Source organism: Gardnerella lacydonensis, from assembly GCF_048545055.1.
GTDB lineage: Bacteria > Actinomycetota > Actinomycetes > Actinomycetales > Bifidobacteriaceae > Bifidobacterium > Bifidobacterium vaginale_C.
Map to the genome: position 1 here is coordinate 1 of NZ_JBKQXT010000003.1, position 24,444 is coordinate 24,444.

Annotated in this window: 20 protein-coding genes; 15 read left to right on the forward strand and 5 right to left on the reverse strand. The window is 39.8% G+C overall.

Features of this window, described 5'->3' with window-relative positions; translation table 11 throughout:
• Positions 1 to 296: 296 nt before the first annotated feature.
• Positions 297 to 1,679 carry a hypothetical protein gene (locus ACJV45_RS03890; RefSeq protein ID WP_419397693.1) on the forward strand — a complete coding sequence of 461 codons (1,383 nt, stop codon included), beginning with the start codon at positions 297 to 299 and terminating at the stop codon, positions 1,677 to 1,679.
• Positions 1,680 to 2,359: 680 nt separating this feature from the next.
• Here the strand turns inward: ACJV45_RS03890 and ACJV45_RS03895 are convergent.
• The 3 genes from ACJV45_RS03895 to ACJV45_RS03905 all read right to left on the reverse strand — a co-directional run bounded on the left by ACJV45_RS03895 (position 2,360) and on the right by ACJV45_RS03905 (position 5,531).
• Positions 2,360 to 3,190: a carbohydrate ABC transporter permease gene (locus ACJV45_RS03895; RefSeq protein WP_353582610.1), complete on the reverse strand. Its 831-nt coding sequence runs from the start codon at positions 3,188 to 3,190 to the stop codon at positions 2,360 to 2,362.
• Positions 3,190 to 4,134, reverse strand: coding sequence for a carbohydrate ABC transporter permease (locus ACJV45_RS03900; RefSeq protein ID WP_419397694.1), 945 nt, complete (start codon positions 4,132 to 4,134; stop codon positions 3,190 to 3,192). The genes ACJV45_RS03895 and ACJV45_RS03900 overlap by 1 nt, the downstream gene beginning before the upstream one ends.
• Before the next feature lie 143 nt (positions 4,135 to 4,277).
• Positions 4,278 to 5,531, reverse strand: coding sequence for an ABC transporter substrate-binding protein (locus ACJV45_RS03905; RefSeq protein ID WP_019261463.1), 1,254 nt, complete (start codon positions 5,529 to 5,531; stop codon positions 4,278 to 4,280).
• 311 nt (positions 5,532 to 5,842) lie between these two features.
• On the opposite strand from ACJV45_RS03905, the gene ACJV45_RS03910 reads away from it, so the two are divergent.
• The 7 genes from ACJV45_RS03910 (at position 5,843) to ACJV45_RS03940 (ending at position 15,112) form a co-directional block, all read left to right on the forward strand.
• Positions 5,843 to 7,474, forward strand: a complete 1,632-nt coding sequence (locus ACJV45_RS03910; protein WP_419397695.1) for a glycoside hydrolase family 31 protein — start codon at positions 5,843 to 5,845, stop codon at positions 7,472 to 7,474.
• Positions 7,475 to 7,568: 94 nt separating this feature from the next.
• Entirely contained in the window at positions 7,569 to 8,681 is a 1,113-nt protein-coding gene (locus tag ACJV45_RS03915; protein ID WP_020761706.1) for a LacI family DNA-binding transcriptional regulator, read from the forward strand.
• Between the two features lie 46 nt (positions 8,682 to 8,727).
• The gene (locus ACJV45_RS03920) at positions 8,728 to 9,462 is read left to right on the forward strand and encodes a hypothetical protein (RefSeq protein ID WP_020761705.1); all 735 of its coding nucleotides are present in this window, start codon (positions 8,728 to 8,730) and stop codon (positions 9,460 to 9,462) included.
• Positions 9,449 to 12,250 (forward strand): HAD-IC family P-type ATPase, encoded by a 2,802-nt coding sequence (locus ACJV45_RS03925; protein WP_419397696.1) that lies wholly within the window; start codon positions 9,449 to 9,451, stop codon positions 12,248 to 12,250. Before ACJV45_RS03920 ends, ACJV45_RS03925 begins: the two co-directional genes overlap by 14 nt.
• Before the next feature lie 145 nt (positions 12,251 to 12,395).
• Positions 12,396 to 13,898 (forward strand): L-serine ammonia-lyase, encoded by a 1,503-nt coding sequence (locus tag ACJV45_RS03930; RefSeq protein WP_410311847.1) that lies wholly within the window; start codon positions 12,396 to 12,398, stop codon positions 13,896 to 13,898.
• Positions 13,899 to 14,158: 260 nt separating this feature from the next.
• On the forward strand, positions 14,159 to 14,566 hold the full coding sequence (locus ACJV45_RS03935) for an FKBP-type peptidyl-prolyl cis-trans isomerase (protein WP_004112263.1): 408 nt from the start codon (positions 14,159 to 14,161) through the stop codon (positions 14,564 to 14,566).
• 66 nt (positions 14,567 to 14,632) lie between these two features.
• Positions 14,633 to 15,112: a GreA/GreB family elongation factor gene (locus tag ACJV45_RS03940; protein ID WP_004112265.1), complete on the forward strand. Its 480-nt coding sequence runs from the start codon at positions 14,633 to 14,635 to the stop codon at positions 15,110 to 15,112.
• Positions 15,113 to 15,275: 163 nt separating this feature from the next.
• Here the strand turns inward: ACJV45_RS03940 and lexA are convergent, their stop codons facing one another.
• The gene (gene lexA / locus ACJV45_RS03945) at positions 15,276 to 15,995 is read right to left on the reverse strand and encodes a transcriptional repressor LexA (RefSeq protein WP_004112267.1); all 720 of its coding nucleotides are present in this window, start codon (positions 15,993 to 15,995) and stop codon (positions 15,276 to 15,278) included.
• 171 nt (positions 15,996 to 16,166) lie between these two features.
• On the opposite strand from lexA, the gene ACJV45_RS03950 reads away from it, so the two are divergent.
• The 3 genes from ACJV45_RS03950 to nrdR are packed head-to-tail and all read left to right on the forward strand — an operon-like array spanning position 16,167 to position 17,275.
• Positions 16,167 to 16,535: a LysM peptidoglycan-binding domain-containing protein gene (locus tag ACJV45_RS03950; RefSeq protein ID WP_016821296.1), complete on the forward strand. Its 369-nt coding sequence runs from the start codon at positions 16,167 to 16,169 to the stop codon at positions 16,533 to 16,535.
• 45 nt (positions 16,536 to 16,580) lie between these two features.
• On the forward strand, positions 16,581 to 16,772 hold the full coding sequence (locus tag ACJV45_RS03955; RefSeq protein ID WP_032812494.1) for a hypothetical protein: 192 nt from the start codon (positions 16,581 to 16,583) through the stop codon (positions 16,770 to 16,772).
• A gap of 53 nt (positions 16,773 to 16,825) precedes the next feature.
• The gene (gene nrdR, locus ACJV45_RS03960) at positions 16,826 to 17,275 is read left to right on the forward strand and encodes a transcriptional regulator NrdR (RefSeq protein ID WP_004116911.1); all 450 of its coding nucleotides are present in this window, start codon (positions 16,826 to 16,828) and stop codon (positions 17,273 to 17,275) included.
• Positions 17,276 to 17,349: 74 nt separating this feature from the next.
• Here the strand turns inward: nrdR and ACJV45_RS03965 are convergent, their stop codons facing one another.
• Positions 17,350 to 19,626 (reverse strand): HelD family protein, encoded by a 2,277-nt coding sequence (locus ACJV45_RS03965; protein ID WP_016821300.1) that lies wholly within the window; start codon positions 19,624 to 19,626, stop codon positions 17,350 to 17,352.
• Positions 19,627 to 19,855: 229 nt separating this feature from the next.
• On the opposite strand from ACJV45_RS03965, the gene mraZ reads away from it, so the two are divergent.
• Genes mraZ through ACJV45_RS03985 form a run of 4 tightly spaced genes read left to right on the forward strand, consistent with a single transcriptional unit; the run spans position 19,856 to position 24,427 of the window.
• Positions 19,856 to 20,629 (forward strand): division/cell wall cluster transcriptional repressor MraZ, encoded by a 774-nt coding sequence (gene mraZ, locus ACJV45_RS03970; protein WP_004122312.1) that lies wholly within the window; start codon positions 19,856 to 19,858, stop codon positions 20,627 to 20,629.
• An 11-nt stretch (positions 20,630 to 20,640) separates the two neighbouring features.
• Positions 20,641 to 21,702 carry a 16S rRNA (cytosine(1402)-N(4))-methyltransferase RsmH gene (gene rsmH / locus ACJV45_RS03975; protein WP_410311848.1) on the forward strand — a complete coding sequence of 354 codons (1,062 nt, stop codon included), beginning with the start codon at positions 20,641 to 20,643 and terminating at the stop codon, positions 21,700 to 21,702.
• Entirely contained in the window at positions 21,702 to 22,334 is a 633-nt protein-coding gene (locus ACJV45_RS03980) for a hypothetical protein (RefSeq protein WP_410311553.1), read from the forward strand. Before rsmH ends, ACJV45_RS03980 begins: the two co-directional genes overlap by 1 nt.
• Entirely contained in the window at positions 22,334 to 24,427 is a 2,094-nt protein-coding gene (locus tag ACJV45_RS03985; RefSeq protein ID WP_410311554.1) for a peptidoglycan D,D-transpeptidase FtsI family protein, read from the forward strand. The genes ACJV45_RS03980 and ACJV45_RS03985 overlap by 1 nt, the downstream gene beginning before the upstream one ends.
• Positions 24,428 to 24,444 lie beyond the last annotated feature (17 nt).

Sequence of the window (24,444 nt, forward strand, 5' to 3'; positions counted from 1 at the left end):
ATTCTTTAAAAACCTTGAAACAATGTGTTTTTACGGTTTTATTAGTGTTAATCCACAAATATTATGGTGAAAATAGTTTTTATTGTGGATTAGTTTGTGTGTAACATTATTTTTTTCTGTTTGTTTTATGTGATTGGGACTTGACTTTTTTAAACGGGGGGGGGGTATGTTAATAAGCAAACGCTAGCTGCTCCTAGTTTTGGCTGGTGTTTAAACCACTATTCACGTGTTGTGGATTGTGGAGCAAATTTTTCTCTGCGCCCCTAACGCAGAGGAGAAGAAGAAAGGAAATTAAAATGATGAATAAGAAGGCTATCGCCGCTTTCGCTGCTGGCGCTACTTTGCTTGCCGGCTTCGCAATGGCAACCCCAGCATTCGCTGAGACCGCTCCAAAGCAGGAAACCTGCACTCCAGCTGATGCTGCTAAGCTCGCTGAGCTTAAGTCTGCTGTTACCAAGGCTACTCGTGCTGTAAATGAAGCACAGTACAAGCTTGATGATGATCAGCCTGATTTTGATAAGGCTTCGAAGGAACTTACTGATGCTAAGGTTCAAGAAGCTAATGTTAAGTCTTACACCGAAGCTGAAAAGAAGGCAACTCAGGAATTCACTGATTACAAGACAGCTCATGCTGGCGACACCACTTCTGCAGCTTATCAGGCTGCTCAGCTTAAGGAAACTCAGGCTAAAGAGGATACCAAGAAGGCATTAAAGGATGCTAAGGAAGCTCTCAAGTCTGCTAATGAGTTCGCTGATCTTGATGCTGTAACCACATTTGTTGGCGGTAAGAAGACTGCTTTTGATAATGCTCGTACCAAGCATCTTGATTTGCAGTCTGCTTTAGATGAGGCTAAGGGTAAGTTGGATGCTGCTCAGAAGGCTCTCGATAAGGCTCAGTGCAAGGGCGAGAAGAAGGATCCAGAGAATCCTCCTGCAAATCCACCTGCCCATACTGCTGATCCGTCTAAGTCTGCTGCTTCTGCTGAGTTGATGCGTACTCAGGTTGTTCTTGCTGAAGCTGATGCTACTAATAAGGATGCTCAGGAGAAGTTTGTTAAGTCTAAGGCTGGTTTTGAGGCTGCTAAGACTCAGATGGCTGCTTTTGATGCTCAGGTGAAGTCTGCTGCTGATCGTGAAGAGGCTCTTCGTGTGGCTGGTAAGACTGATACTGATGCTTACAAGGCTGCTGTTATTGATTTGAAGGCTGCTCAGTCTAAGGCTAATGCTTATAGGACTCATGAGTATGCCAATGCTGAGAAGGATTTCGGCGAGAAGAGTGGTAAGGCTTTGCTTGCTGCTGCTGCTTATAATGCTGCTCTTGTGAATTATCGTTCTGCTTATAATAAGGCTGTTGAGGTTGAGGCTTCTGCTGTTAAGGGCTTTGCTGATCCTAACACTTTGAACCCAGTTTCTACTGATTTCCCTGCTGCTCCTGCTGCTGCTAAGGCTGAGGCTAAGAAGGTTGAAGCTAAGGCTGAGGCTAAGGCTCAGGCTGCTGCTCCAGCCGCCGCCGCTGGTAAGGCTGGTGCCGCTGCTGCTAAGGGTGAGCTTGCTAAGGGCGGTAATGGTCATAAGGCTGGCGAGAAGCTTGGTAATGCTGGTGTTGGTGTTGCTTTGACTGCTTTGGCTGCTTCTATGCTTGCTGGTATGGGTGCTGCTGTTCGCAAGATGCGTCACTAAGTTAAAAGGCTTGCGTTGAGCGTGTGATACGCGTGTTGTCTTTTTGCTTCACGCGTATCACAAGCTTTCAAATAGTGGCTTGGGTTTCGTGTGGTTTGCCGAAAATTTCCTTTTCTTACCATGTGGAGTTTGGGTTGCTGTTTGATTGTGCTTGATGCTTGTTGCTGGTTGGTTGTTTCCCGCTAGGGACGGGATTCTTCCTTCTGGTTTTAAGGGTTTGTTAGATTACTTCTAACAAACCCTTTTTGTGTTTTGTGTTTTATGTAGTATTTTTGCTTCTTTTATCCCGCATTTGTTTCTATTTTGCTCAAATGGTAAACAAACTTGGGAAAATATTCCTTTAGGATGAACGTAAATTAGGTCAAATCTGGTATAAAGTGCGCAATAGTTCGCGTATATTATGCAATGCTTATGTAATCAATGTTTTTGCTTATAGTCAAAAGCGCATCAATCTTTTAATATCTGATTTGGATCAAATATTAATAAGTACAGTGTCTCTATTCTCAAATGTACGGCTGTGCTTAGAATTGATTTCTAGACTGTTTGCCACCGAAAACCAGTTACTTTGTACAACACATGTACTTATACATATAGCAGAAAATATGCACATGCACTTTTTATTAAAATTGATTATCTTCATTGACTATCCTAATTATGTAAAAACATTTAGCTATAAATATTTAGCCCTTTACTGATCCAGCTAAAAGACCAGAAACTATCCACTTCTGGCAGAAGCAGAAGAAAATAAACACTGGAATCAAAGCTAATACAGTCGTTGCCATGAACAAAGGCCAGTTTGTTGTAAATTGTTGTACAGCATTGTAAACCTGTAAGACAACAGTCTGTTTGTCTGTTGATGATAAGAACACGCTTGGTAAAAGAAAGTCATTCCAAGTGCCCATTGTTTGGAAAACAACTACGGCTACAATAATTGGACGTATAAGAGGCAGAACTATAGTCCAATATATTCGGAATGGTCCTGCGCCATCAATTTTTGCTGCTTCAAATAATTCTTGTGGGAGAGCTTTCATATAGCCAACAATAAGAAAATAGCAAAAGACGCAGCTACCCATATATAGCGCTACAAGACCTGTAAGAGTATCTGTTAAACCTATTGAAGATTCCATGCGGTATAAAGGCAATAAAGTCGCTTGTACTGGTATTGCAAATGTAATCATTAGGATTGACCCAATAATCATAGTAAAAAGAGATTTTTTCTGTACTACACCATAAGCTGCAAGTGATCCGATTAATACTTGCAAAATAACAGCAACAGTAGTCACAATAATTGTGTTTATAAATGCTTGAATGATTGTTCCATCTGCAAACGCATCTATGTAATTATTCCATAACCATTGTGTTGGTAGTTGCAATGGGTGTTTAATCATGTCGATAGGTGTTTTGAATGAACTAATTACAACGTAGTACAGGGGGACAGCGCATATTAGAGCAATTGTCCAAACAACTATAGTTCGAACTGTTTGAGATACGATTTTGTGACGCTTATTCATTATTGGAATCTCCTTGCAACTGTGCTTGATACCTTCATTTGGATTGCAATAACAATTACGCAAGCAATCGTGAATAATGTAGATAATGCTGATGCTAAACCAACGTCAGATTGTCCCATGCCGCGCATAATTATCGCTTGAGTTATGGTATTTGTGGAATGACCAGGACCTCCAGCGGTCAATGTGTATGGTAAGTCGTATATTTTCAAAGCAGTTGTCATCAATAAAAATGTTGAAACAACCATTCCTGGAATTAACTGTGGCAAAGTTATATGAACGAATCGCTGTAAACCATTCGCACCATCTACTCTTGCTTGTTCATAGAGATCTGCTGGAATTGCCTGAAGCCATGCGATGTATAAAGTAGCATGCCATCCAACTTGCATCCATACTGCTACGAACATTACGCAAAAACGTGCCCAGTTATCTTGAGAAAGCCATTGAATAGAAGGTAAGCCAAATGTGTGTAAAATTTGATTGGCGACTCCAGAATCTAAAGGAGAAAAAATGTATTGCCAAATTAGACCAATTACCGCTTGTGCTGGTACTCCTAGGAAGAAGAATAATGATCGCAAAAAACTCCTACCAATCATTGCTTGATTTAAAACAACGGCTAGAGGAATTGCCAGACATGTAACTACGATGGTAACGATGAATGAATACATCAATGTAAAAATTAATGCTGAAAGTAATGATGTGTCAGAAAAGACTTGTTGATACTTTTGCAAGCCGATGAAGTGAAAATTTAAATCATAGCCATTGAAATCAGTAAATGAGTAAAAAATTGATTGCATTAAAGGAATTAAAGTTAACACAATAAAAATAATCACTATTGGCAATAGGAACCAAAATGAAGTTAAATTATCTTTAAATGCAGCTGAAGATAAAGAAAACTTACGTCTTATTTGCTCAGAATTGCTGTTATTGTTTGGTGAACACCTCATAGTAATGCCCCCTCTATGATCTACAAATCTGCTATTGCTAACAGGATTACAGATGCAAATTACTCTCGTCAATGAAAACGGGTTGCACTCTGTAACAGATTTTACTGATTTAAAATTTCAGAGTGCAACCCATTCTGCTTATACTATTTCATCGAATTCCATTTATCGTCTAACAACTTAGTGAATTCTTTTGGAGTGATTTTTCCTTGAACTAGCTCTTGTTGACGAGATGCCATCTCTGTCATCATTGCGCTAGGAGACTTGGAGAAGTTCACCCAGTAGAATTTGTTATTTTGGAAATAATCTTTAATAACTCCGGCAAGTTCAGCAGGAGGATCTGCGCGATACTTATCAGATAATGACAAAGTTCCAGCATTCGTTGTGAACGTCTTAAGACCATCCTTGCTGTTCAAATATGCTAAGAATGTTTTTGCTGCTTCTTGCTGAGCTTTAGATGCTTTAGCTGCAATAGCGAATCCTTGGTCAGGGCCACCATTAATCCACTGCTCTCCCTTCTGATAAGAAGGCATAGGAGCAACACCAAAATTAATTCCAGAGGCCTTAACATCTGCCAAATCCCAAGGACCAGAACGCATAACTGCAAGATTTCCAGTGACAAATTCTTGCTTTACCTGATCTGCTGTTAAGCCAATGCTCTTATGAGGAATGACTTTCGCGTCTATAGCTTTAGCCCATTCGCTCAATGCTGGAGTCCACTCTTTACTAAATGTTGAAGATCCGTTCCAGATTACTTCGTCTTGCTTATCATTTTTGTCAGAAGCATATTTACTTGCCAATAATGCCTCGAATGTGCCAGATGGTTGAGTGTTAAAATCTTCCAAGAAAGCGACTTTACCAGAATCATTAATCTTCTTACCCATCGTAATAAAGTCGTCCCATGTTTTAGGAAATTCAGTGTATCCAGCTTGCTTCAAAATATCTTTATTGTAAAACATCGCACCAACCCAAGCAGAAACTGGCATGCCATATGTTTTACCGTTATGTTGGAATAGCTTGAAGTTTGATTCATCAATTCCAGAGAAGAATTTTGATCCTGAAATATCCAGAGCTTGACCAGATTGCATTATGTCAGTGCGGTTATCCATTGTTAAATTGAAAATCGTCGGAGGAGTGCCGCCAGCTAGTCGAGTTTGCAGAGTTTGGATGTATTGCGTTGAATTTTGACCATATTGCGCATCAATCTTAATATTTGGATGTGCTTTTTGAAATGCTGAAATTACATTGCCTATCTGATTTTTCTTGAAGTAAGAATAAAACGAAATAGATACTTTTCCAGCAGAATTTCCATTGCCACATGCTCCCAATGGTAATAGCACTGTGGCGAGTGTCGCCAGTGCCACCGCCGTGCGCTTTAAATTTCGAAATCCACACCTCATTGTGATTTCCTTTCTTTGTGATAGCAAATTTTTTACCATCTTTTCAATACGTATTAGTACTGATAGGTACAGTATGGCACATATCTTATAAAAATGCAACTTAAATATAGTTATATGTGTTTTTAAAAAGATATATAACAAGCTTAAAAATAGTGATTTATTAAGGTATTTCGTTATTAATAATCAAGATGAATTTGTATGTATAAAGAATATTTTATATATATTAGACAATATCCATTATTAATATTATAGTAATAATACGTATTAGTAATAATTGAATGTATACAGATAATATTTTTTTAGGATGCAAGATGAACGTGGAAATTAGTCGCACAACGGATGTGCTAAATACAGCAGAGACAACAAAAACAAATGTAGTTTCAAACATGGCTTCAAACATAGCTGATAAATTTGTAACCACAATTAAACTGCTCGAAGGTGAGCGCTGGTGGGGTGGAACAGTAATTGATGGAATATATGAGCCGTTTGGAAAACAACTATTTACAAGAGATTTGTCTGAATGGACTCAAAAACTAAGAGAAGTTCCTGAAGCTTCAAATCAATCTTCTCCACTATTAATATCTACGTGTGGACGATATGTATGGTGCAAAGAACCTTTCAAATTTACATTTGAAGATAGAACTTTATCGATAAAACACTCTTCTTCATTAATTTTTAACAAAGTCGGGGATAAATTATCTGATGCTTATAAGTATGCTTGCAATAAATATTTTCCACCAAGCGATAGAAGTATACCTGCAGATCTTATTGATAAGCCACAATATAATACTTGGATCGAAATGCCTTATGCTCCAACACAAGATAAAGTAGAAAATTATGCGCGTCAGATTCTTGAATCAGGAATGCCATCTGGAATCATTATGATTGATGACAAATGGTCACCTGATTATGGTGATTGGACATTTGATATTTCGCGTTTTCCAAAACCTCGTAAAATGATTGACTCATTGCATGAACAAGGCTTTCGTGTAATGCTTTGGCTCGTGCCTTTCATTAGTCCTGATTCTGAAAATTTCCGTTATTTGGAAAAAGAAAATCTTTTATTGAGAAGTGTAAATGGGGAAACAGCAATACGACGATGGTGGAATGGATTGAGTGCTGTTCTTGATTTGTCGCATCCAAAAGCAATCTCTTGGTTAGAAGAGAAGCTTGATGCTCTTAGACAAATAGGTGTTGATGGGTTTAAATTCGATGGTGGTGATTTTTATGAGTGTCATAACGATGACATTTCATACGAATCAATGACGTCTGCAGAATTTTGTGAGCGATGGGCGAAATTCGGGTTGCGCTACTCTTACAACGAGTTTAGAGCATGTTGGAAAATGGGTGGTCAGCCTTTAGCGCAGCGCTTACGAGATAAGCCACAATCGTGGGGGGTTGAAGGTCTACAATCGCTGATTCCAGAAATAATAGCTCAAGGTCTTATTGGTCACGCATTCACATGTCCAGATATGATTGGTGGAGGCGAAATTGAATCTATGCAAAATGCTAATAGTATAGATCAAGATTTCTTTATTCGGTATGCACAGATTGCAGCATTATGTCCTATGATGCAATTCTCTACTTTACCTCACCGTGTTTTAGATAAAGAGCATATGAAAGCTCTAATTTGTGCTATAAGAACAAGAGAAGCATATTTGCCGACGATACAAAAGTTTGCATTAAATGCTGCTAATACTGGTGAGCCAATAGTACGACCAATGTCTTACCACTACGATCATTGTGAAGATATAATTGATCAATTCTTACTTGGAGACAGAATTATAGTGGCTCCAGCTCTTAATAAATATCAAAAACAGCGTTCTGTTTATATTCCTGATGGAAGTTGGGAAAGTGATGATAAAATTATTTTTAATGGACCAACTACTATCATTGTTGATACGCCGTTGGATCGAATTCCAATATTCACAAAAAAAATGTAGAGTATATTTTGTATATAATATATATTCTGTATATTTTGGGATTGATGGCAAGTAGTACAAAGGTTGTAATTGCTTAGCGATAGGTTGTAATGCAATGAGAATTTCACAAGACGGTTTTGCCTACAAAGCTCCTACAAGTAAAGATGTAGCGACTTTAGCCGGAGTTTCGCAAACAACTGTTTCGTTTGTTATTAATGATAAAAACGGGATTGCTCCTGAAACACGTAACCGTGTACTCAATGCAATGCGCACACTTAACTATCATCCTAACGCTGGCGCTCGCATTCTTCGAACATCTAAGACGAACATTATTGCACTATTTGCAGAGATGTGTAGCGATAAAGATGCAAATGAAACTACTCCTTACATAGATACCATAGTTCGTTATGCTGAAGAACATGGATATGATGTTATTCTTAACACAACTGCACATGATTCAAAGAGTATACAAAGATTAGCTAATAAGACACTTTGTGATGCTTTTATCCTTATGGATATTGAGACTAATGATCCTCGTATACCAGTAGTTTGCCAATTGACTCAGCCAACAGTGCTGATTGGAAGACCTAGAAATGCGCAGGGCTTGGATGTCGTAGATTTAGATGCTCGTATTGCAGGACGTATGGCAGTTGATGAACTATATGAGACAAATCATCATCATATTGCTGTAATAGGGGAGCCTGTGAGTAACCCGTACTCTATAGACTTTGAAGAGCCTGAAAACATGTTCTTTATTCACGAGTTCCATATGGCTATACGTCAAGAATGTGAAAAGCTTAATATTCCGTATTCTATAGTCCCAAGAAAATCTCCAGACTGGACAGGTTTTGTTGAATGCGCTGACAGATTATTGAAGTACAAAGATGATAGGCTTGGTATTATTGTTCGTCAGCCTAGTGTAGCTCAGTGGTTGTTATGGTATTTGAAAGAACGAAATATTCAGCCTGGGAAAGATTTATCGGTTATTTTACATTGTTCTGATGATTATGCAGAGAGTTTCCCAACGCCTATTACTAATATTTCAACTGTTCCAAGAAAAGTTGCAAAGACTGCGATTCAACTAGTACTTCAGAGACTAGATAGTGAATCCAATCAACAGCATTCTGAATTTAAACAAAATAAGATTATTCCTAATTGCACTAATCGTGAGATACTTGTGGCTCCATCTAATATACATAGGAGAGCAACGACTGTTACATCATGGTAATACGCCTTTTAAGTATTTCATATGCAATTTGTGATATAAAAGTCTTATGTCTCTTATGCGCAAAACAAAGCACGTGCTTATGAATAAACTTAAACGCGTGATATGTTTATGTGCAGCTGCGTCGATTTCTCTATTGGCGGTAGCGTCTTTGAGTGGGTGTGAGCCTAAGAATCACGCGGTTGGGGATACGGGTAAGGCAGACGACATAGTTCACGATGGCATTGACGTAGAAGATATCAAGCTACTTATAGTTGGGTCAAAATCCGCATCTCTTGATTCCAAACTCCTTCATTTATGCGAAAAATCTGGTTTGAGTGCAGCTTATGCTTCTGTGTCGGATGTTAAGAACGCTAATGAGGCTGCAAGGGATGCGATTAAGTCTGCTTCCGAGCAGCCTGTTTCTATGATATTGATTAACAACATCAATATTGATGCTTCAGATTCTACAGATTTAGGTGTTAAAAGCAATGCTGGTGGAGCGCATGTAGATTTAAAGGCTCGTGAATCTTGGATTGATGCGCTTAAATATGCTCGTTTTGCTGGAATACCAGTAGCTCTTGTGAATCCTAAAAATCCTCCGAAGGATTCAACTTTGTATGCTGCAAAATTGTATATTTTCAAGGATTTAGACAATCAAGCTTTGTTTGAGTTTAATAGGGATAATAAGTCGAATGTAGATAAATTGGGAAAAATTCAACATTCATCTCTTCTAAAAATCGTTCAATCATTAATAGATAATACGCCTCACAGCAGGGATGTGATTATAAATGACAAGAACTAGCGTAATTAAGAAAGATTTGCCAGAGACTTCGCGGAGGCTGCAGATGCGTGATTTGGATAATTTGCGTGACATAAGTGACATGTCTGATTTGCCAGATTTGCCAGAAGTTAACGAATCTGGTTTAAATGCAGATGAAGTTTCTTATGCTGTGGAAAATGGCGACGTTAACATTACGACTAATCGAACATCTAGGTCTGTGCTTTCTATTGTGCGCGCAAACGTGTTTACACTTTTTAACGCAATTATCTTTGTAGCAATGGTGGTTGTTCTCGCTACTGGATCTTGGAAAGATGCCGTTTTTGGTTTTGTTATTTTGATTAACACTGGTATTGGCGTTGTTACTGAGTTGCGTGCAAAACACACGCTTGATAGGCTTTCGATTCTTGTGGCTTCGCGATCGATTGTGCGACGAGGCGGCAAGAACGTTTTTATAAACCATTGCGATATTGTGCTTGGTGATTTGTTATGGGTTCGTGCTGGAGACCAGGTTCCTGCAGACGTGCAAGTGCTTGAATCTTGGGGTTTGGAGATGGATGAGTCAATGCTTACGGGCGAATCTGCAACTGTACGTAAAGCTGCAGAGGATCGCGTATATTCTGGCTCTACCGCTGTTTCTGGTGTTGCTTTGACTCGTGTTACGGCTGTGGGTGGCAACAGTTATGCTGCTAGATTGGCTGCTCAAGCAAAGGTTTACACTAAAACAATTTCGGATTTGAGCCGCGGAATTAACACGATTTTAAAGTGGATGACGATTGTTGTTGTGCCTCTTTGCGTTTTGCTTGTATGGTCTCAGATTAGTAAGGTTGGTGGTTTTGCGCTTGCGTGGCAAACTGGCCATTGGCGTAGTGCTGTGGTTTCTGCTGTCGCTGGTGTTGTTGGCATGATTCCAGAAGGTCTTGTGCTTTTAACTTCGCTTAATTTTGCTGTTGCTGCTATGCGCCTCGCTCGAAAGAAGACTCTGATACAAGAGCTAGAATCTGTGGAAACTTTGGCGCGAGTGGATTGTTTGAATTTGGATAAAACTGGCACTATTACGGATGGTGGAATCGCATTCGTAGGCGTGGATTTGCTTGATGACAATTTAAGTGATGTTGTAAAGCAGAGCAGCTCGGATGCTTTCGACTTGAATGATGGTTTGCGCGGTTTTGTAAATCAAGCTTTATTTGATTTGTCTAATGAAGAAAATCCAAATGCTACTGGTATAGCAATTATGGAAGGTCTTGGTAGTAAAGATACTTTTAGCAAAGGTCTTAATGATAAAAACGTTGAAAATCAGGGTGTATCCTCTGGCTGCGTAATAAATAATCGTCTTCCGTTCTCGTCTTCTAGAAAATGGAGTGCTATTAATTACAAGCATAAAGATGGTAGTTTTGAAACTTGGTACATGGGTGCTCCAGAAGTTTTGGTTAGTGCGATCCGTGAGTTTCGTGATTGTTCTGACGGCAATTCTGATTCTAACTATTCTAATATGCGCTCGCATGAGCAGTTTGATCGTATTTTGCATCGCGTAAATGAATATGCTCAAAAAGGTGAGCGTGTGCTTCTCCTTGCTTTAGATGACAGCGATTCATGTGATTCTACTTTTTCTGATTCTCCTACTATTTCTTCTAATGCGCGTCCTGTTGCCTTGGTTCGTTGTTCGGAGAAAATTCGTTCGGATGCTAGACAAACGCTCGCATGGTTTAGGCAGCAGGGAGTTAGATGCCGTGTTATTTCTGGCGATAATCCTATAACAGTTGCTGCGGTGGCTGAAAAAGTTGGATTAACTGGCGATTCTAAGCCTATTGCTATGGATGCTAGGAATCTTCCTAAAGATGTTAATCAGCTTTCTCAGGTGCTCGAGAATGTTGATGTTCTTGGTCGTGTTTTGCCAGATCAAAAGAAGGCGATTGTTCAGGCTCTGCATGCTAAGGGTCATGTTGTTGCTATGACTGGCGATGGTGTTAACGATACTCTTGCGCTTAAAGAAGCGGATTTGGGTGTAGCTATGGGGAATGCTGCTCCTGCAGCTAAGGCTGTGGCTCAAGTTGTGCTTGTTGATTCGCGTTTTTCGCATCTTCCAGACGTGGTTGCTAGGGGTCGTCAGGTTATGGCAAATATGGAGCGTGTTGCAGGATTGTTCCTTGTTAAAACTGTGTATTCTGCACTTATTTCGGCTGGTGTTGTTCTTCTTGGTCTTCACTTCCCGTATCTGCCTCGTCACATAACTTATATTGGCTCGTTAACAATTGGTATTCCAGCGTTTTTGCTGGCTTTGGCTCCTAATTCAAGACGTTATATTCCAGGGTTTTTGCATCGTGTTGTGCGTTTTGCTCTTCCTAATGGTGTGGCTGTTGCTATATCTGTGTTGGTTACGGCTGTTTTTGCTCCTATGATGTTGGCGCGTGGTTTAGATGCGTCTGGTGTGAGTGCTTCCAAGCTCATTGTTGGTGCAGCCAAGTCTTTGGGTGTGACTCGTAGTATTTGTGCGGTTGTTGTTTTTGCGCTTGGTGTAGTGGTTTTAGCTACTGTTTCTAAACCTATTTTTTCTTGGCGCGGAATAATGGTGTTGTGCTTTGCGCTGGCTGGTGTTGTGGGCGCGTTTATACCGTTTGTCGCTCATTTCTTTGATTTGCACATTCCAACTAATGGAAACGATATGTTTGTTATGATTTGTGCAGTAATGTTTGCTTTTGTTGTGTGGATGCTTTTACACTTATTTAGCAGACTAATCGTAAGTTGGTTAGACAACAGTCATTCTTCGGATATTTCCGCTGCCGATATTTCTATGGATGAAGACGCTGATTAGCTTTTATAAACTTTTATCAACTTTAGTTGGTTTTTGGGTTTTGTAGTGCATTTTATTTTTATGTTGAACGCAACGTATATCGAATCGCTGCGTGTCGTGACTTTGAAATTATGCTTACAATGTATATGTGTTCAGTATTTTAGAAATGTTTTCGATTGGTGTAGGACCTAGTTCTTCTCATACTGTTGGTCCTATGCGCGCTGCGAACGCTTTTGTTACTTCGTTGAAGGAAAGTGGAAAGCTTAATAATGTTGCGCGAGTTCATGTTACATTGTACGGTTCTTTGTCTCTTACAGGTTTGGGCCATGGCACGGATCGTGCTTCTGTTGCAGGTCTGGAGGGTAATTTACCTGACGATGTTGATACAGAACACATGATGACTATTCGCGAATATTGTAAGAAAACTGGTACTTTGACTCTTGCTCATAGTCATACTATTGAATTTGATTACGATTCAGACGTGATTTTTGAAAAGTGGAAGCGCATGGTTGCGCACCCTAATGGCATGAGGTTTGTGGCTTTTGATTCTCAAGGTGATACTGTTGACGAGCAAGTTTGGTATTCAATTGGAGGTGGTTTTATTCGCAAAGGTAACGCGAATGATGCAATGGTTGGGTTGCATGATCGCGTTTTAGATGATGCGAATAATGTTGATGATTCTAAGTCTGACTCGACAAATGATTCTGTAAATAGCGATTCTACGGCGGCTGGCGATTCTTCCGTAAATTCTTCCAATGATTCAACTGTTCCTTATCCTTTCTCGACTTGTAAAGAGCTTATTTCAATTTGCAAAAAAGAGCATAAGAATATAAGTGATATTGTTTGGCAAAATGAGCTTGCTTTGCATGAGGGGGATGCGCATTACGTTCGCTCCTATTTGCTACATGTGTGGAAGGTTATGAGCAAGTGTGTGGAAAATGGTTGTAATTCTAAACAGGAGATTCTCCCTGGAGGACTTGATGTTCCTAGGCGTGCTCCAAATATGTATGCTCGTCTTGCCGCTAATTCAGATATGCTTCGTCAGAATCATCGCAGGGCTGATTCAGCTTTAGAAAGCTCCGATTCTGCGTGGGTTAATCTTTTTGCGCTTGCTGTTAGTGAGGAGAATGCTGGTGGTGGTCGTATTGTTACGGCTCCTACTAATGGTTCTGCCGGAATTATTCCAGCTGTTTTGCAATATTATTGGCGCTTTGTAGATAGTGCTAGTGAAGATGGAATTGTAAGATTCCTTCTTGCTTCTGGCGCTGTTGGATACCTGTTTAAACGCAATGCTTCGATTTCTGGTGCAGAAGTTGGATGCCAGGGAGAAGTTGGTTCCGCGTGTTCTATGGCTGCTGCTGGATTATGTGAGGTGCTTGGCGGCACTCCTGAACAGGTTGAAAATGCTGCGGAAATTGGTATTGAGCATCATCTTGGTTTGACTTGTGATCCTGTTGGCGGTTTGGTGCAGATTCCTTGCATTGAGCGCAATGCTATGGCTGCTAATACGGCGATTAATGCTGTAAGAATTGCTTTGCTAGGTGATGGTTCGCATATTGTTAGCCTTGATAATGCGATTAAAACAATGAAGGAAACTGGTCAAGATATGATGTCTAAGTACAGGGAAACATCTAAAGGTGGACTCGCCGTAAACGTTGTTGAATGTTAGATTGAATTTTAGATTGAATCCTAAATTAAATTTTGGATTAGATTAGGATTTAACTTAGGATTTAACTTTATATTATTGGCATAGGTAGCGGTTGAGTGCTAATCTAAATCACGCTATAAGATTACAGAACTGTTATAATGTTCGAATATAATGTTCGAAGTTTTTGGATAATGCTATTAAACATTAGTTGATTTTTGCAAATGTTTTAAGCATTTACATATGGCTGTAAGGGATTGGAAAAGGTTATAAAGGAGGGCAATATGGCACAGGATATGCCAGAAGTAGTTGCGGAATTTGGTACTACGCCAACGGTGACGTTCCCAGCGTCTGAGCCGCCAGCGGGGCTTAAGGTTGTTGAGTTAGTAGAAGGTAATGGTCCTTTAGTTCGCGCTGGAGATACTGTGACTGTTAATTATCATGGTGTTGTTTGGGGTGCGGATAAGCCGTTTGATTCTAGCTTTGATCGTCATAGGCCAGCAAGTTTTGGCATTGGTGTTGGTCAGGTGATTCAGGGGTGGGATCGTACTGTTCCAGGTCATAATGTTGGCTCTAGGCTTCTTGTTTCTATTCCGCCTGAGTATGGTTATGGTTCTCGTGGAGTTCCTCAGGCTGGAATTGGTGGTTCAGACACTCTTGTGTTTGTGATCGATATTATTTCTACGCGATGAATATTGCGTGTGATTGATTTTTAATTTGCTGTTTTATTCTTTGTTCTTTATTAAGGAGATTACAAAATGGCTGAAGAAAAAACGATTTTGTTGACTAAGGAAGCTTACGATAAGCTCAAGGAAGAATTGGCTCATCGCGAAGGTGAGTATCGTGATGAAATTACTGAACGTATTGCTGCTGCGCGAGCTGAGGGTGATTTGTCTGAAAATGGCGGTTATCAGGCTGCTCGTGAGGAGCAGGGCAAGAATGAGGGTCGTATTAATGAGCTTATTGTTAAGCTTCGTAATGCTAAGATTCTCGAAGCTCCAGAAGCTGGCAGTGTTGGGAATGGCTCTCTTGTAACTTTGGAGCTTGCTGGCCGAGAAATGACTTATGTACTTGGATCTCGCGATATTGCTGTTGCTACAGATTACGATGTTATTAGTCCAGAATCTCCAATTGGTGCTGCAATAATGGGTGCTAAAGCAGGTGATACTGTTAGCTATTCTGCTCCAAATGGTCGTGAGATTTCTGTAACTATCAAGGATTCTCATCCTCTTGCATAATAAATTTTATGTGACAGGAAAGTTCATTTTTTAATCGCTGTGATTTTAAAGCTCTTATAGCTGCTAATCACAGCGATTTTTTTATTGTTTGTTTTACATATTGAGAGAGTATTTGTAATGTTTTGCGTTTGCTAGAAATTTAGTTCTAGTTCTGCTTAAAACGTTAAATTTTTCTTAAGATAGTAACAACTTTACCCATTATTTTTGCATGTGATCCATCAATAGGTGAATACGCTGGATTGTGTGGCATAAGCCAGACGTGACCATTGTCTTTTCTAAACGTTTTTACAGTAGCCTCATTATCTAGCAGTGCGGCAACTATATCTCCATTTGTTGCTTCATTTTGTTCTCGTACAACAACGTAATCTCCATCGCAGATTGCTGCATCGATCATTGAATCTCCATGCACTTCTAGCATAAATAGATTTCCGCTTCCAGTAAGTCTTTCTGGCAATCTCATAACATCTTCAACGTGTTGCTCTGCTGTTATAGGTGTTCCAGCTGCAATTCTCCCAACAAGTGGTACATCGTGTGAGTGAATCAATGAGTCGTTGTTGTATATGCTCACGTCTACTGCTGATTTTGTAATCAGTGTATGAGCTTTCTCCTTATTTTTCTTTAAGAAATCTCCAATAACCTCAATGGCACGCCCTTTATTGGCGCTTATTCTTATTAGTCCTTTCATTTCTAAGGCTCGCAATTGATGTTTTACGGAAGAAGGACTTCTTAAGCCTACAGCTTCGCCTATTTCTCTAAATGATGGAGGAAATCCATGTTCTTCAAGGCAATTTTGTATGGCATCCATGATTTTGCGCTGACGATCTGTTAGCGGTTCTGTGTTGTGCGCCGCGGAATCACTAATCTCGTTTGTGTTGATATTCATGGGGTCTCCTTTCGATGATTTTATTCTATGACAAACTCGCAAAAAAATCAAACATATGTTCGACACGCCGTTGCATCTTTAGAACAGATGTGTCAAGATTGATACACCTGTTCGATAGAACAAATGTTCATACGGATTTATATTGATTTAAATTTGTGAGAAAGGGTAATTATGTATAAGAGATCAAAAGCAACTGGTGCTTTATATAGTCAGTTTGCGAACAACGGTACTTGCGTAGATAAAACCTGTTTAAAGCGAAATAAGCATAGTAAATCTTTTATTAGATTTATTGTTTTTGTTGCTTTAGTGTGTTTTGCGTGGATTATTTTTACTCCAAAGCCAGCAGTTTCTGCAGTGTCAAAATCTTTTGTAACATACACTGTTCGTCCTGGAGATACTTTATGGAGTTATGCAAAAACTATAACAAACAAAGACGGTAATATTTCTGATTCTGTAGATTATCTCATGCAAATTAATAATTTAGATTCAGCAGATTTAGAAATAGGTCAGTCTATAAAAGTGCCGTTTATAGACGATTAATCAATGTAGATAATTTTATTCGATAGTTAAAATATGGAGGTTTATATGGATTGGACTTGCGAATGTGACTCGTATGATGAAGATTATAACAATGTTGTATTTATGTCTTCGTCGATATATGAAACAAGGGTACGAGTAGTTGCAGATATGGTTTTATATCCATCAATTCAGGTATTTATTGGTAAAATTTATCAAGAATATGGACAAAAATATGAAAAAATCGATTTATTTATATAACAAATATTAAAGCATATATAACATATTTTAATAATTTTTAGTATGCTAGATGTATGCATTGTCCTTTTTGTAAGAATTCCGATACTAAGGTTATCGATACGCGAATTAGTGAAGATGGATATTCGATTCGTCGCAGACGTGAATGCCAGATGTGTGGCAACCGCTTTACGACAGTTGAAACTACTCAGCTGCTCGTTATGAAACGATCTGGTTCAATTGAGCCATTCGACCGAGCAAAGGTGGTTGCTGGTGTAGGAAAAGCTTGCCAGGGTAGACCTATAGACTCTGAAGCTTTAAAGACGTTGGGAATGGAAGTTGAAGCTGATTTGCGTGCTCGCGGATTAGCGCAGGTTACATCTGAAGAAGTTGGAAAAGCAATATTGAAACCATTGCGAGAACTGGATGAAGTAGCTTATCTTCGTTTTGCTAGTGTATATCAGAACTTCGCTGGCTTGAAAGATTTTGAACAAGCCATTGAGGATCTTAAAAAGAGTAAGCAATAACCCTTCTTGTTTGACCCATATATTTCAATAGGTCAAACAATGTACTAGGTTATTCGGGTTTAGTGTTTTTGTGTTTATTTTGAAAAATCAGCATCATCTTGTGTGCGCAAGATGACTAATCGCTGTGTTGGTCTTGTCATAGCAACGTACAGATTTGCTGCTGCTGTAAGCATAGATGCTGCCTCTTGTTCTATTTTAGAAGGTTGTATCAGAATTACGGCATCGTATTCTAATCCTTTAACGTCTTCAGGCGTGCAAACGCTAATCTGACTATCGTCTGAATTCTGTTGAAGTATACGATTGTATTCTTTATCGGAAAGATTTTTACGAAGAGTATCTTTAACGATTTTATCAGTATGGTCTAATAGTTCATTAGGAACTATTATCGCTACGCGACCACTTCCATCTTCTGATACGAATTCTTTAAACAAATCAATGCAATATTTTGAAAGTGTTCTATCTAGTTCATCTTGATGCTTAAGTGTATGGGTAACAAGAGAATCAGGAACAGATCGTACAGCATTAACTGTGGAAATGTACAATCCAGAGTTGTTTGCCACTTTTCCTGCAGCATCTGAAACTTCTTTAGGGTTACGATAATTAATGGTCAACTCGTAAAGATCCCAGTTTGCATCTCCAAACAGTGAGCTCATATTCTTTTGCCAATGATGCGTTCCACCTAAAGCGGATGTTTGAGCAACATCACCAACGATTGTAAATGATCTAGAAGGGCAGCGACGGATTAGCATTCGCCAATCCATTGCTGTAAGCTCTTGAGCTTCATCTACAACCACATGACCATAAGTCCACTCTCTATCTGACGCAGCAAGATTGGCTACCATGCTTGTATCGTCACCTTGAATGTTCTCTATGAGCATATCTGCGGTAACAATTCCATTTCCAATGCCATTTTGAGCAAGTGTTTCAGAAGCGTATTGCTGCTCTTCGAGCTTTTTGCGAGCATTTGCAGCATTTTGTGCCTCAACTTTTGGATCTGCGCCTAGAAGCTCCATAGCCTCATCAAGAAGCGGTATATCAGAGCGAGTTAGAGGACTACCTTTTGGTCTAGTTAATACACAAATATCGTCTTCACTTAACCAAGGAGCATATATGCGAAGTTGTTCAGGTTTAGAAAACAGCTGGTCAATAAGCCACGTGGCAGTCATAGGGAGCCAAGCAAGATTCAAAGTAATCTTAAGTTTCTCTTCCATACGAAGCTGCGATGTAATATCGGATATTTCAGACTGCGAAGGAGTGTAATCTAACTGTTCTAGGTATCTATTTCTAAGTGAACTTATAACTGACTTTACGAAGGTTTTGCGAGCCTGATTATGAGGTTGGTGTGTTCGTTGAGCATCTGATTGTGCAAGCTCAATATCCTCTTTTTTGAGTTGCACAGCAAACCCGTTTATGCGTAGCGTTGGTAAATCTTTAGGAACACGTATTCTTGCACAAACAGCGTTCTGAATAACGTTTTTCATGCGATACATTCCCTTAAGCTTTGCCGCATGTGGAGTATCTTCTGCAACAGCATGAACATTTGGGATCAAATCAGAAATTGTTCTACTTACAACACCAGTTTCACCCAAAGAAGGCAAAACTTGATCTATATATCTTAAGAATGCCGAGCTTGGTCCTACAATCAGAACGCCTGATTTTTCAAGTTTTCTACGATGTGTATAAAGAAGATATGCTGCCCTGTGCAATGCTACTGCGGTTTTGCCAGTACCAGGTCCACCTTGTACAACAATAGTATGGTCAAGAGGAGCGCGAATAATGCGGTCTTGTTCAGCTTGAATAGTTGCAACAATATCCGTCATTTTTCCAGTTCTACGAGAACCTAGTGAAGCTAGTAAAGCACCTTCGCCTGTTAGAGTTCCCTGCTTAGAAGCCTTGTTTACCTCGTCTGCATGAATATCAAGAATCTCGTCTTCAACTCCAACAACCTCGCGGAATTTAAGAGTTATATGCCTACGCATAACGATGTTTCCATGGTGACGTGGCGTCGCCTCATAGAATGGTCGCGCAGCTTCTGCTCGCCAATCTGTAAGAATAGGATCGTGATTTTCACTGAGTAGACCAATCCTACCTATGTAGTGTCTTGTCCCTTCGCGATCGTCAAGTCTTCCAAACACAAGCCTGTCTTCTACGGCTCTAAGTTGAGTTAACCGATCCTCATACATTGTTGCAAATGAATCACGTTCGGTGCGCTGAGTAGGCGACCCGTGTGATCCTGCAGCTCGTACAGCGTCAAGTCTTGTACGAACCGTAGAGCGCAAGTCATCTAAGCGTCCGTAAGCGCAATCAACTGCTTGTTGTTCTTCGCTAAGTTGTGAGGAGTACGTAGACATTTGTGTCCGTTCTTCTTAAATGTTGAGCTAAAAACTAGGCGTTTAAGTATATCTCGAGGCTTATACACGGTATTTTCTAAGAAAGTTTTTGCGACGAATGCATAAAGTGGCACTTTTATGAAAAAAAATATTATTTTTTTATAAAAAGTGGGGATTTTTGGTGAGGAATGGGGTAAAATGGTGAACGATGTGCAAGTGGCATATTGCATGTTGAAAAGGAGGTGGAGTTATGGCTCGTAATAATGCGGATGATAATGCGCAGAATAAAGCCAATTCCTCCTTTATGCATGCTCAAAATCTCTCTGACAGTGATTCACAAAATATTGCTCAAGCTAATGCTCAGGAAATGCATATGCCAATGCAAAATCCTCAAGCGTACGCTCAGCCTTATTATGTGATGCCACAGATGTATCAGCCACAGCAGATTCCGCCAATGCAGCAGATTCCTTTTGCGCAACCCATTAGCCAGGCTCCATATTCGGCTTTTAATTCCACTCCTTTACCGAATAATGAAGATTCTCGTGGTAATGGCATAAGCAATCAGAATCAGCAACAGAATCAAACCCCAATTCTTCTTGGTACATATGCTCCAAAAATTGATGGAAAAGGTCGTGTAGCTTTACCAGCGAAATTTAGATCTCAATTAGGGAATGGTTTTGTTATGGCGCGCGGTCAGGAACGTTGCGTATACGTACTGCCAATGCAAGAGTTTCAACGTATTACAACGCAGATTCAGCGCACATCTATGAGCAATAAGTCTGCAAGAGACTATTTGCGAGTGTTTCTTTCTGGCGCTGTAGATCAAGAACCAGATAAGCAGGGACGCATAGTAGTTCCACCAATGTTAAGAGATTACGCAAATCTTGGAGACGAGATTGTTGTAATTGGTGTTGGCACTCGCGCAGAAATATGGAATAAGTCTGCTTGGAACGAATACCTTGCAGATCGTGAGCAAGATTATGCAGATATTGCAGATGATGTTCTTCCGGCGGTGATCCAATGAAAGGTGATCCGATGAAGGACTTATCTACAATACACGCACCAGTATTGCTCGACGATTGTGTAAATCTAGTATCTCCAGCGTTAAACCACAAGAATTCTGTTGTTGTGGATTGCACGCTGGGTCTTGCTGGTCATGCAACAGCTTTTCTTAAAGCGGCTCCTCTTGCAACGCTTGTAGGCATAGACAGAGATGGCGAAGCTCTTGAGCTAGCTACGAAAAGAATGCGTGAAGAAGGATTAGACGAACGTTTTATTCCAGTACATGCAGCATTTGATGAAGTCGACAAAGTTCTTGAAGATTTAGCAATCTACCATATTGATGCAGCATTTATGGATTTGGGACTTTCTAGCTTGCAAATAGACGAAGAAGATAGAGGATTCTCATATTCTCACAACACTGCATTAGATATGAGAATGGACACTACACAAAGCATAACAGCTGCGACTATTCTCGCGACTTATGATTCGCATAAGCTTGCGAATATTTTCCGAGAATATGGTCAAGAGCGTTTTTCTGGTCCAATAGCTCGCAAAATTGTTCAAGTTCGTGAAGAGACTCCGATTACCACATCTGGTCAGCTGGTTGAATTAGTTGATAACGTCATTCCTCGTTCTCATCGTGCTCCAGGAAACCCAGCTAAGAGAGTTTTCCAAGCTCTTCGCATTGAGGTTAATGGAGAATTAGACAAGCTTGCTAGGACACTACCAAAGTTGGCTCTGCGTTTAAATCAAGGTGGCAGGATTGTTGTTGAATCTTATCATTCGCTAGAAGATATTGCGGTTAAAAGATTCATGAACAATGGCTTGGAAGTAGATGTTCCAGCGAATATGCCTATTGTTCCAGCAGATGCACAGCCTTTCTTTAAGTCGCTAACTAGAGGAGCTGTAAAAGCATCTAAGGAAGAAATAGCAAATAATACTAGGTCTTCGTCTGTTCGCTTGCGTGCAGTGGAACTGATTCGAGATATTCCAGAACGTTGGATTAAGGAATTTGAATCTATTTCTAAAGGTATTGAAGAATCATCTAATTCTTCGACTATACGATTTGCACATAAAAAAGGGGGTAGGTTCTAATGATTAAGCCATTAAAAAACCGTGCTCCTGGATTGTCTACTGTTACTGCAACAGCAGCTCCTGCAGGTCGTGTAAAAGAAAAAGTTGTTGGAGATTCAAGGAAAAATCGTGTTCTAAAATCCCTTCCATTGGTATTTAGCGCATCAGACCGCAGATCTTACACAGTAATGAACCGCTTGCATAAGGTTATAGAGTGGAGCAATACTCGTAAAGCGCCTCTTTTTAATGTGATTATTGTTGTTTTGTTCTTAGTAATCACTCCTACAACATCTCTATTGTTGCGCACAAAAATGGCAGAAATATCTTTTGAACAAGCTGCTACACAATCGAGTATTTCTAGGCTTCGTCAAGATGTAGAAACAGCTCAAACAAAATTAGATACTTTAGAGGCGGATCTTCCAGCAAAAGCGCAAACGATGGGAATGGTTCCGCAGCAAGGTGCAATAACCGTTGATTTAAGCGATTATGCAAATAAAAAGAAAGCTGAAAAAGCAATGCTTGATGCTAAGAAAGCTCAAACACAGGCTAGTTCTAAGAATCAAAAGTCGCAGCCCAAACAGCAGACGCATGATTCACAACAATCTAAACAACAATCTAAACAACAAAAACCAAAGGATAAGGAGAAACATTGATGAGCCGCCAAATCAAGCAACGTTTCGCCAAATATTCAGGCAAAGTTAATGGAGTTGTTAATTCTATTAAAGACAAAGTTAATAGAACAAGCAATTCCAGTGGATTTTCAAAAACCAGTAAGTCTCTAAAAGATGGTATTAGTCGCGTTTTTAGCTTACTGAAGCTGATTAAAAGAAAATCGCAATTTACAAGGTTTAAAAAGGCCAGCACATACAATGCGAATTCTTATGATGCTTACGGATCCTATAATAGGTCTGCTGCTAATAAGACTGCTGCGATGAATAGCACAGTTTTTGCAAAGAAGTGCGTAATTGTTGCAATTATTTTTGCGTTTGTTGCAACATGTGCAATAGTAAAACTTAGTTTTATACAGCTTATTAATGCTCGTTCTACTGCTCAGGCGGCTCAAGCAGAACGTATTAGGACAAAACCAATTCTTGCTAGAAGAGGTCGTATTTTAGATACAAACGGTTCAGTTCTTGCTCAAAGTGTTGAAAGATACAATATAATTGCTGATCCTATGAATGCGCAGGCGTTTAAACCTACTCCTTGTACAAAACAAACTGCTGGTAATTGTCATTCGATTAATGGTAAGGATGTTGAAGGTACTGGTGCCGTGGCGGTGGCACGTCTTTTAGCTCCAATTCTTCATATGAGCTCTGTTGAAATCGGCGGAAAGATTTCTGGATTGGGTCGTTACGCAGTTATCAAGAGGAATGTGAAGCCTTCTGTTAAGCGTGCAATTGACAGACTCAACCTTTCTGGTTGTGTTTATGCAGAAAACAGTAGTGAACGAGTGTATTCAAGTGGTCCTATTTTGGGTGCCCTAATTGGTTCTGTCAAAGATGCCGAAGAAAGCTCTAGACCAGAGGCAAAGGGTAGAAGAGGCGAAATAGGTGAATCTGGATTAGAGCTTTCGCAAGATAAAGTTTTAACTGGTACAGATGGATATCAAAAGTATCAGGGAAACAATGTTGGAAATGAGAAAATTCCTGGCACTGTTAGCGAATATAAAGATGCTGTAAATGGTAATGACATAAAGTTAACCATTGACAGCGATGTAGATTGGTACGTTAAAAAAGTTCTTCTTGACGGAATGAAGCAGTACAAAGCTGGATGGGGAATTGCTGTTGTTCAGGATATTCGCACTGGTGAGATTCTTGCGTTAGAAGATACTGACGATATTAAAGCTGGTTCTTCAGCTGCCAGAGCATCTGTTTCTAAAGCAGTTAGCCAGATCTTTGAGCCAGGTTCTATAGGCAAAGTGTTTGCCATGGCTGGAATGGTTCAATCTGGTGCGCGTCAACTCAGCGACAAATTCTCAGTTCCAGGTACAATAGACAAACAAGGTCAGGTTTTCCATGATTCTCACAGTCATGGTATCGAACGTTTAACATTAGCTGGAATTTTAAAGGAATCTTCTAATGTTGGCATGATTTTAGCTGGCGAAAAATATCCTAATAACAAGCGTTATGAGTTTTTGTCTAAGTTTGGAATTGGGCAATATACTGGTTTAGGTTTACAAGGTGAATCTCCTGGTCTTCTTCCAAGCGTACAAGCATGGGATGGTCGTAAGCAAAACACTGTTTTGTTTGGTCAGGGTTATGCCACTAACGCTTTACAAATTACTAATGCTATTGCGACTATTGCGAACAAGGGTGTAAGGCTCCAACAGTCAATAATCAAATCTGTAATAGATCCTCATGGACGTGTCTCAGAGCACAAGAGACCTCAGGCAACTCGCGTTTTGGATGAACATGTAGCATCGCAAATGTTGAATGCTATGGAAAGCACAGCGGAATCTTACAAGAACTTTATATCAATTAATGGATACCGTGTTGCTGCTAAGAGTGGTACTGCAGAAGTAGTGGGATTCGGTGGAGGATTAAGTTCTATCGTTGCAGATTGTGCTGGAGTAATTCCTGTGGATAATCCACGATTTGCTATTACAGTGGCATTAAGTAATCCTCAGGGAACTTTCGGCGTTGTTGCAGCAGCACCTCTTTTGAAAGCAATTGGAGAATTCTTGATGCAAAAGTATGATGTTCCAGTTTCTACTCCTCGTAGCAACCCTATTGCTGTAGAATGGTGATATACAACAAATAAGGG

Excerpts from the sequence above, each read along its gene's own strand:
- ACJV45_RS03905 (WP_019261463.1), bottom strand. The coding sequence starts at position 5,531 with ATGAGGTGTGGATTTCGAAATTTAAAGCGCACGGCGGTGGCACTGGCG.
- ACJV45_RS03935 (WP_004112263.1), top strand. The coding sequence starts at position 14,159 with ATGGCACAGGATATGCCAGAAGTAGTTGCGGAATTTGGTACTACGCCA.
- ACJV45_RS03955 (WP_032812494.1), top strand. The coding sequence starts at position 16,581 with ATGGATTGGACTTGCGAATGTGACTCGTATGATGAAGATTATAACAAT.
- ACJV45_RS03925 (WP_419397696.1), top strand. The coding sequence starts at position 9,449 with ATGACAAGAACTAGCGTAATTAAGAAAGATTTGCCAGAGACTTCGCGG.
- nrdR (WP_004116911.1), top strand. The coding sequence starts at position 16,826 with ATGCATTGTCCTTTTTGTAAGAATTCCGATACTAAGGTTATCGATACG.
- ACJV45_RS03910 (WP_419397695.1), top strand. The coding sequence starts at position 5,843 with ATGAACGTGGAAATTAGTCGCACAACGGATGTGCTAAATACAGCAGAG.
- ACJV45_RS03965 (WP_016821300.1), bottom strand. The coding sequence starts at position 19,626 with ATGTCTACGTACTCCTCACAACTTAGCGAAGAACAACAAGCAGTTGAT.
- ACJV45_RS03895 (WP_353582610.1), bottom strand. The coding sequence starts at position 3,190 with ATGAATAAGCGTCACAAAATCGTATCTCAAACAGTTCGAACTATAGTT.
- ACJV45_RS03890 (WP_419397693.1), top strand. The coding sequence starts at position 297 with ATGATGAATAAGAAGGCTATCGCCGCTTTCGCTGCTGGCGCTACTTTG.
- ACJV45_RS03920 (WP_020761705.1), top strand. The coding sequence starts at position 8,728 with ATGTCTCTTATGCGCAAAACAAAGCACGTGCTTATGAATAAACTTAAA.
- ACJV45_RS03900 (WP_419397694.1), bottom strand. The coding sequence starts at position 4,134 with ATGAGGTGTTCACCAAACAATAACAGCAATTCTGAGCAAATAAGACGT.
- rsmH (WP_410311848.1), top strand. The coding sequence starts at position 20,641 with ATGAAGGACTTATCTACAATACACGCACCAGTATTGCTCGACGATTGT.
- ACJV45_RS03985 (WP_410311554.1), top strand. The coding sequence starts at position 22,334 with ATGAGCCGCCAAATCAAGCAACGTTTCGCCAAATATTCAGGCAAAGTT.
- ACJV45_RS03915 (WP_020761706.1), top strand. The coding sequence starts at position 7,569 with ATGAGAATTTCACAAGACGGTTTTGCCTACAAAGCTCCTACAAGTAAA.
- ACJV45_RS03940 (WP_004112265.1), top strand. The coding sequence starts at position 14,633 with ATGGCTGAAGAAAAAACGATTTTGTTGACTAAGGAAGCTTACGATAAG.
- ACJV45_RS03930 (WP_410311847.1), top strand. The coding sequence starts at position 12,396 with ATGTTTTCGATTGGTGTAGGACCTAGTTCTTCTCATACTGTTGGTCCT.
- mraZ (WP_004122312.1), top strand. The coding sequence starts at position 19,856 with ATGGCTCGTAATAATGCGGATGATAATGCGCAGAATAAAGCCAATTCC.
- lexA (WP_004112267.1), bottom strand. The coding sequence starts at position 15,995 with ATGAATATCAACACAAACGAGATTAGTGATTCCGCGGCGCACAACACA.
- ACJV45_RS03950 (WP_016821296.1), top strand. The coding sequence starts at position 16,167 with ATGTATAAGAGATCAAAAGCAACTGGTGCTTTATATAGTCAGTTTGCG.
- ACJV45_RS03980 (WP_410311553.1), top strand. The coding sequence starts at position 21,702 with ATGATTAAGCCATTAAAAAACCGTGCTCCTGGATTGTCTACTGTTACT.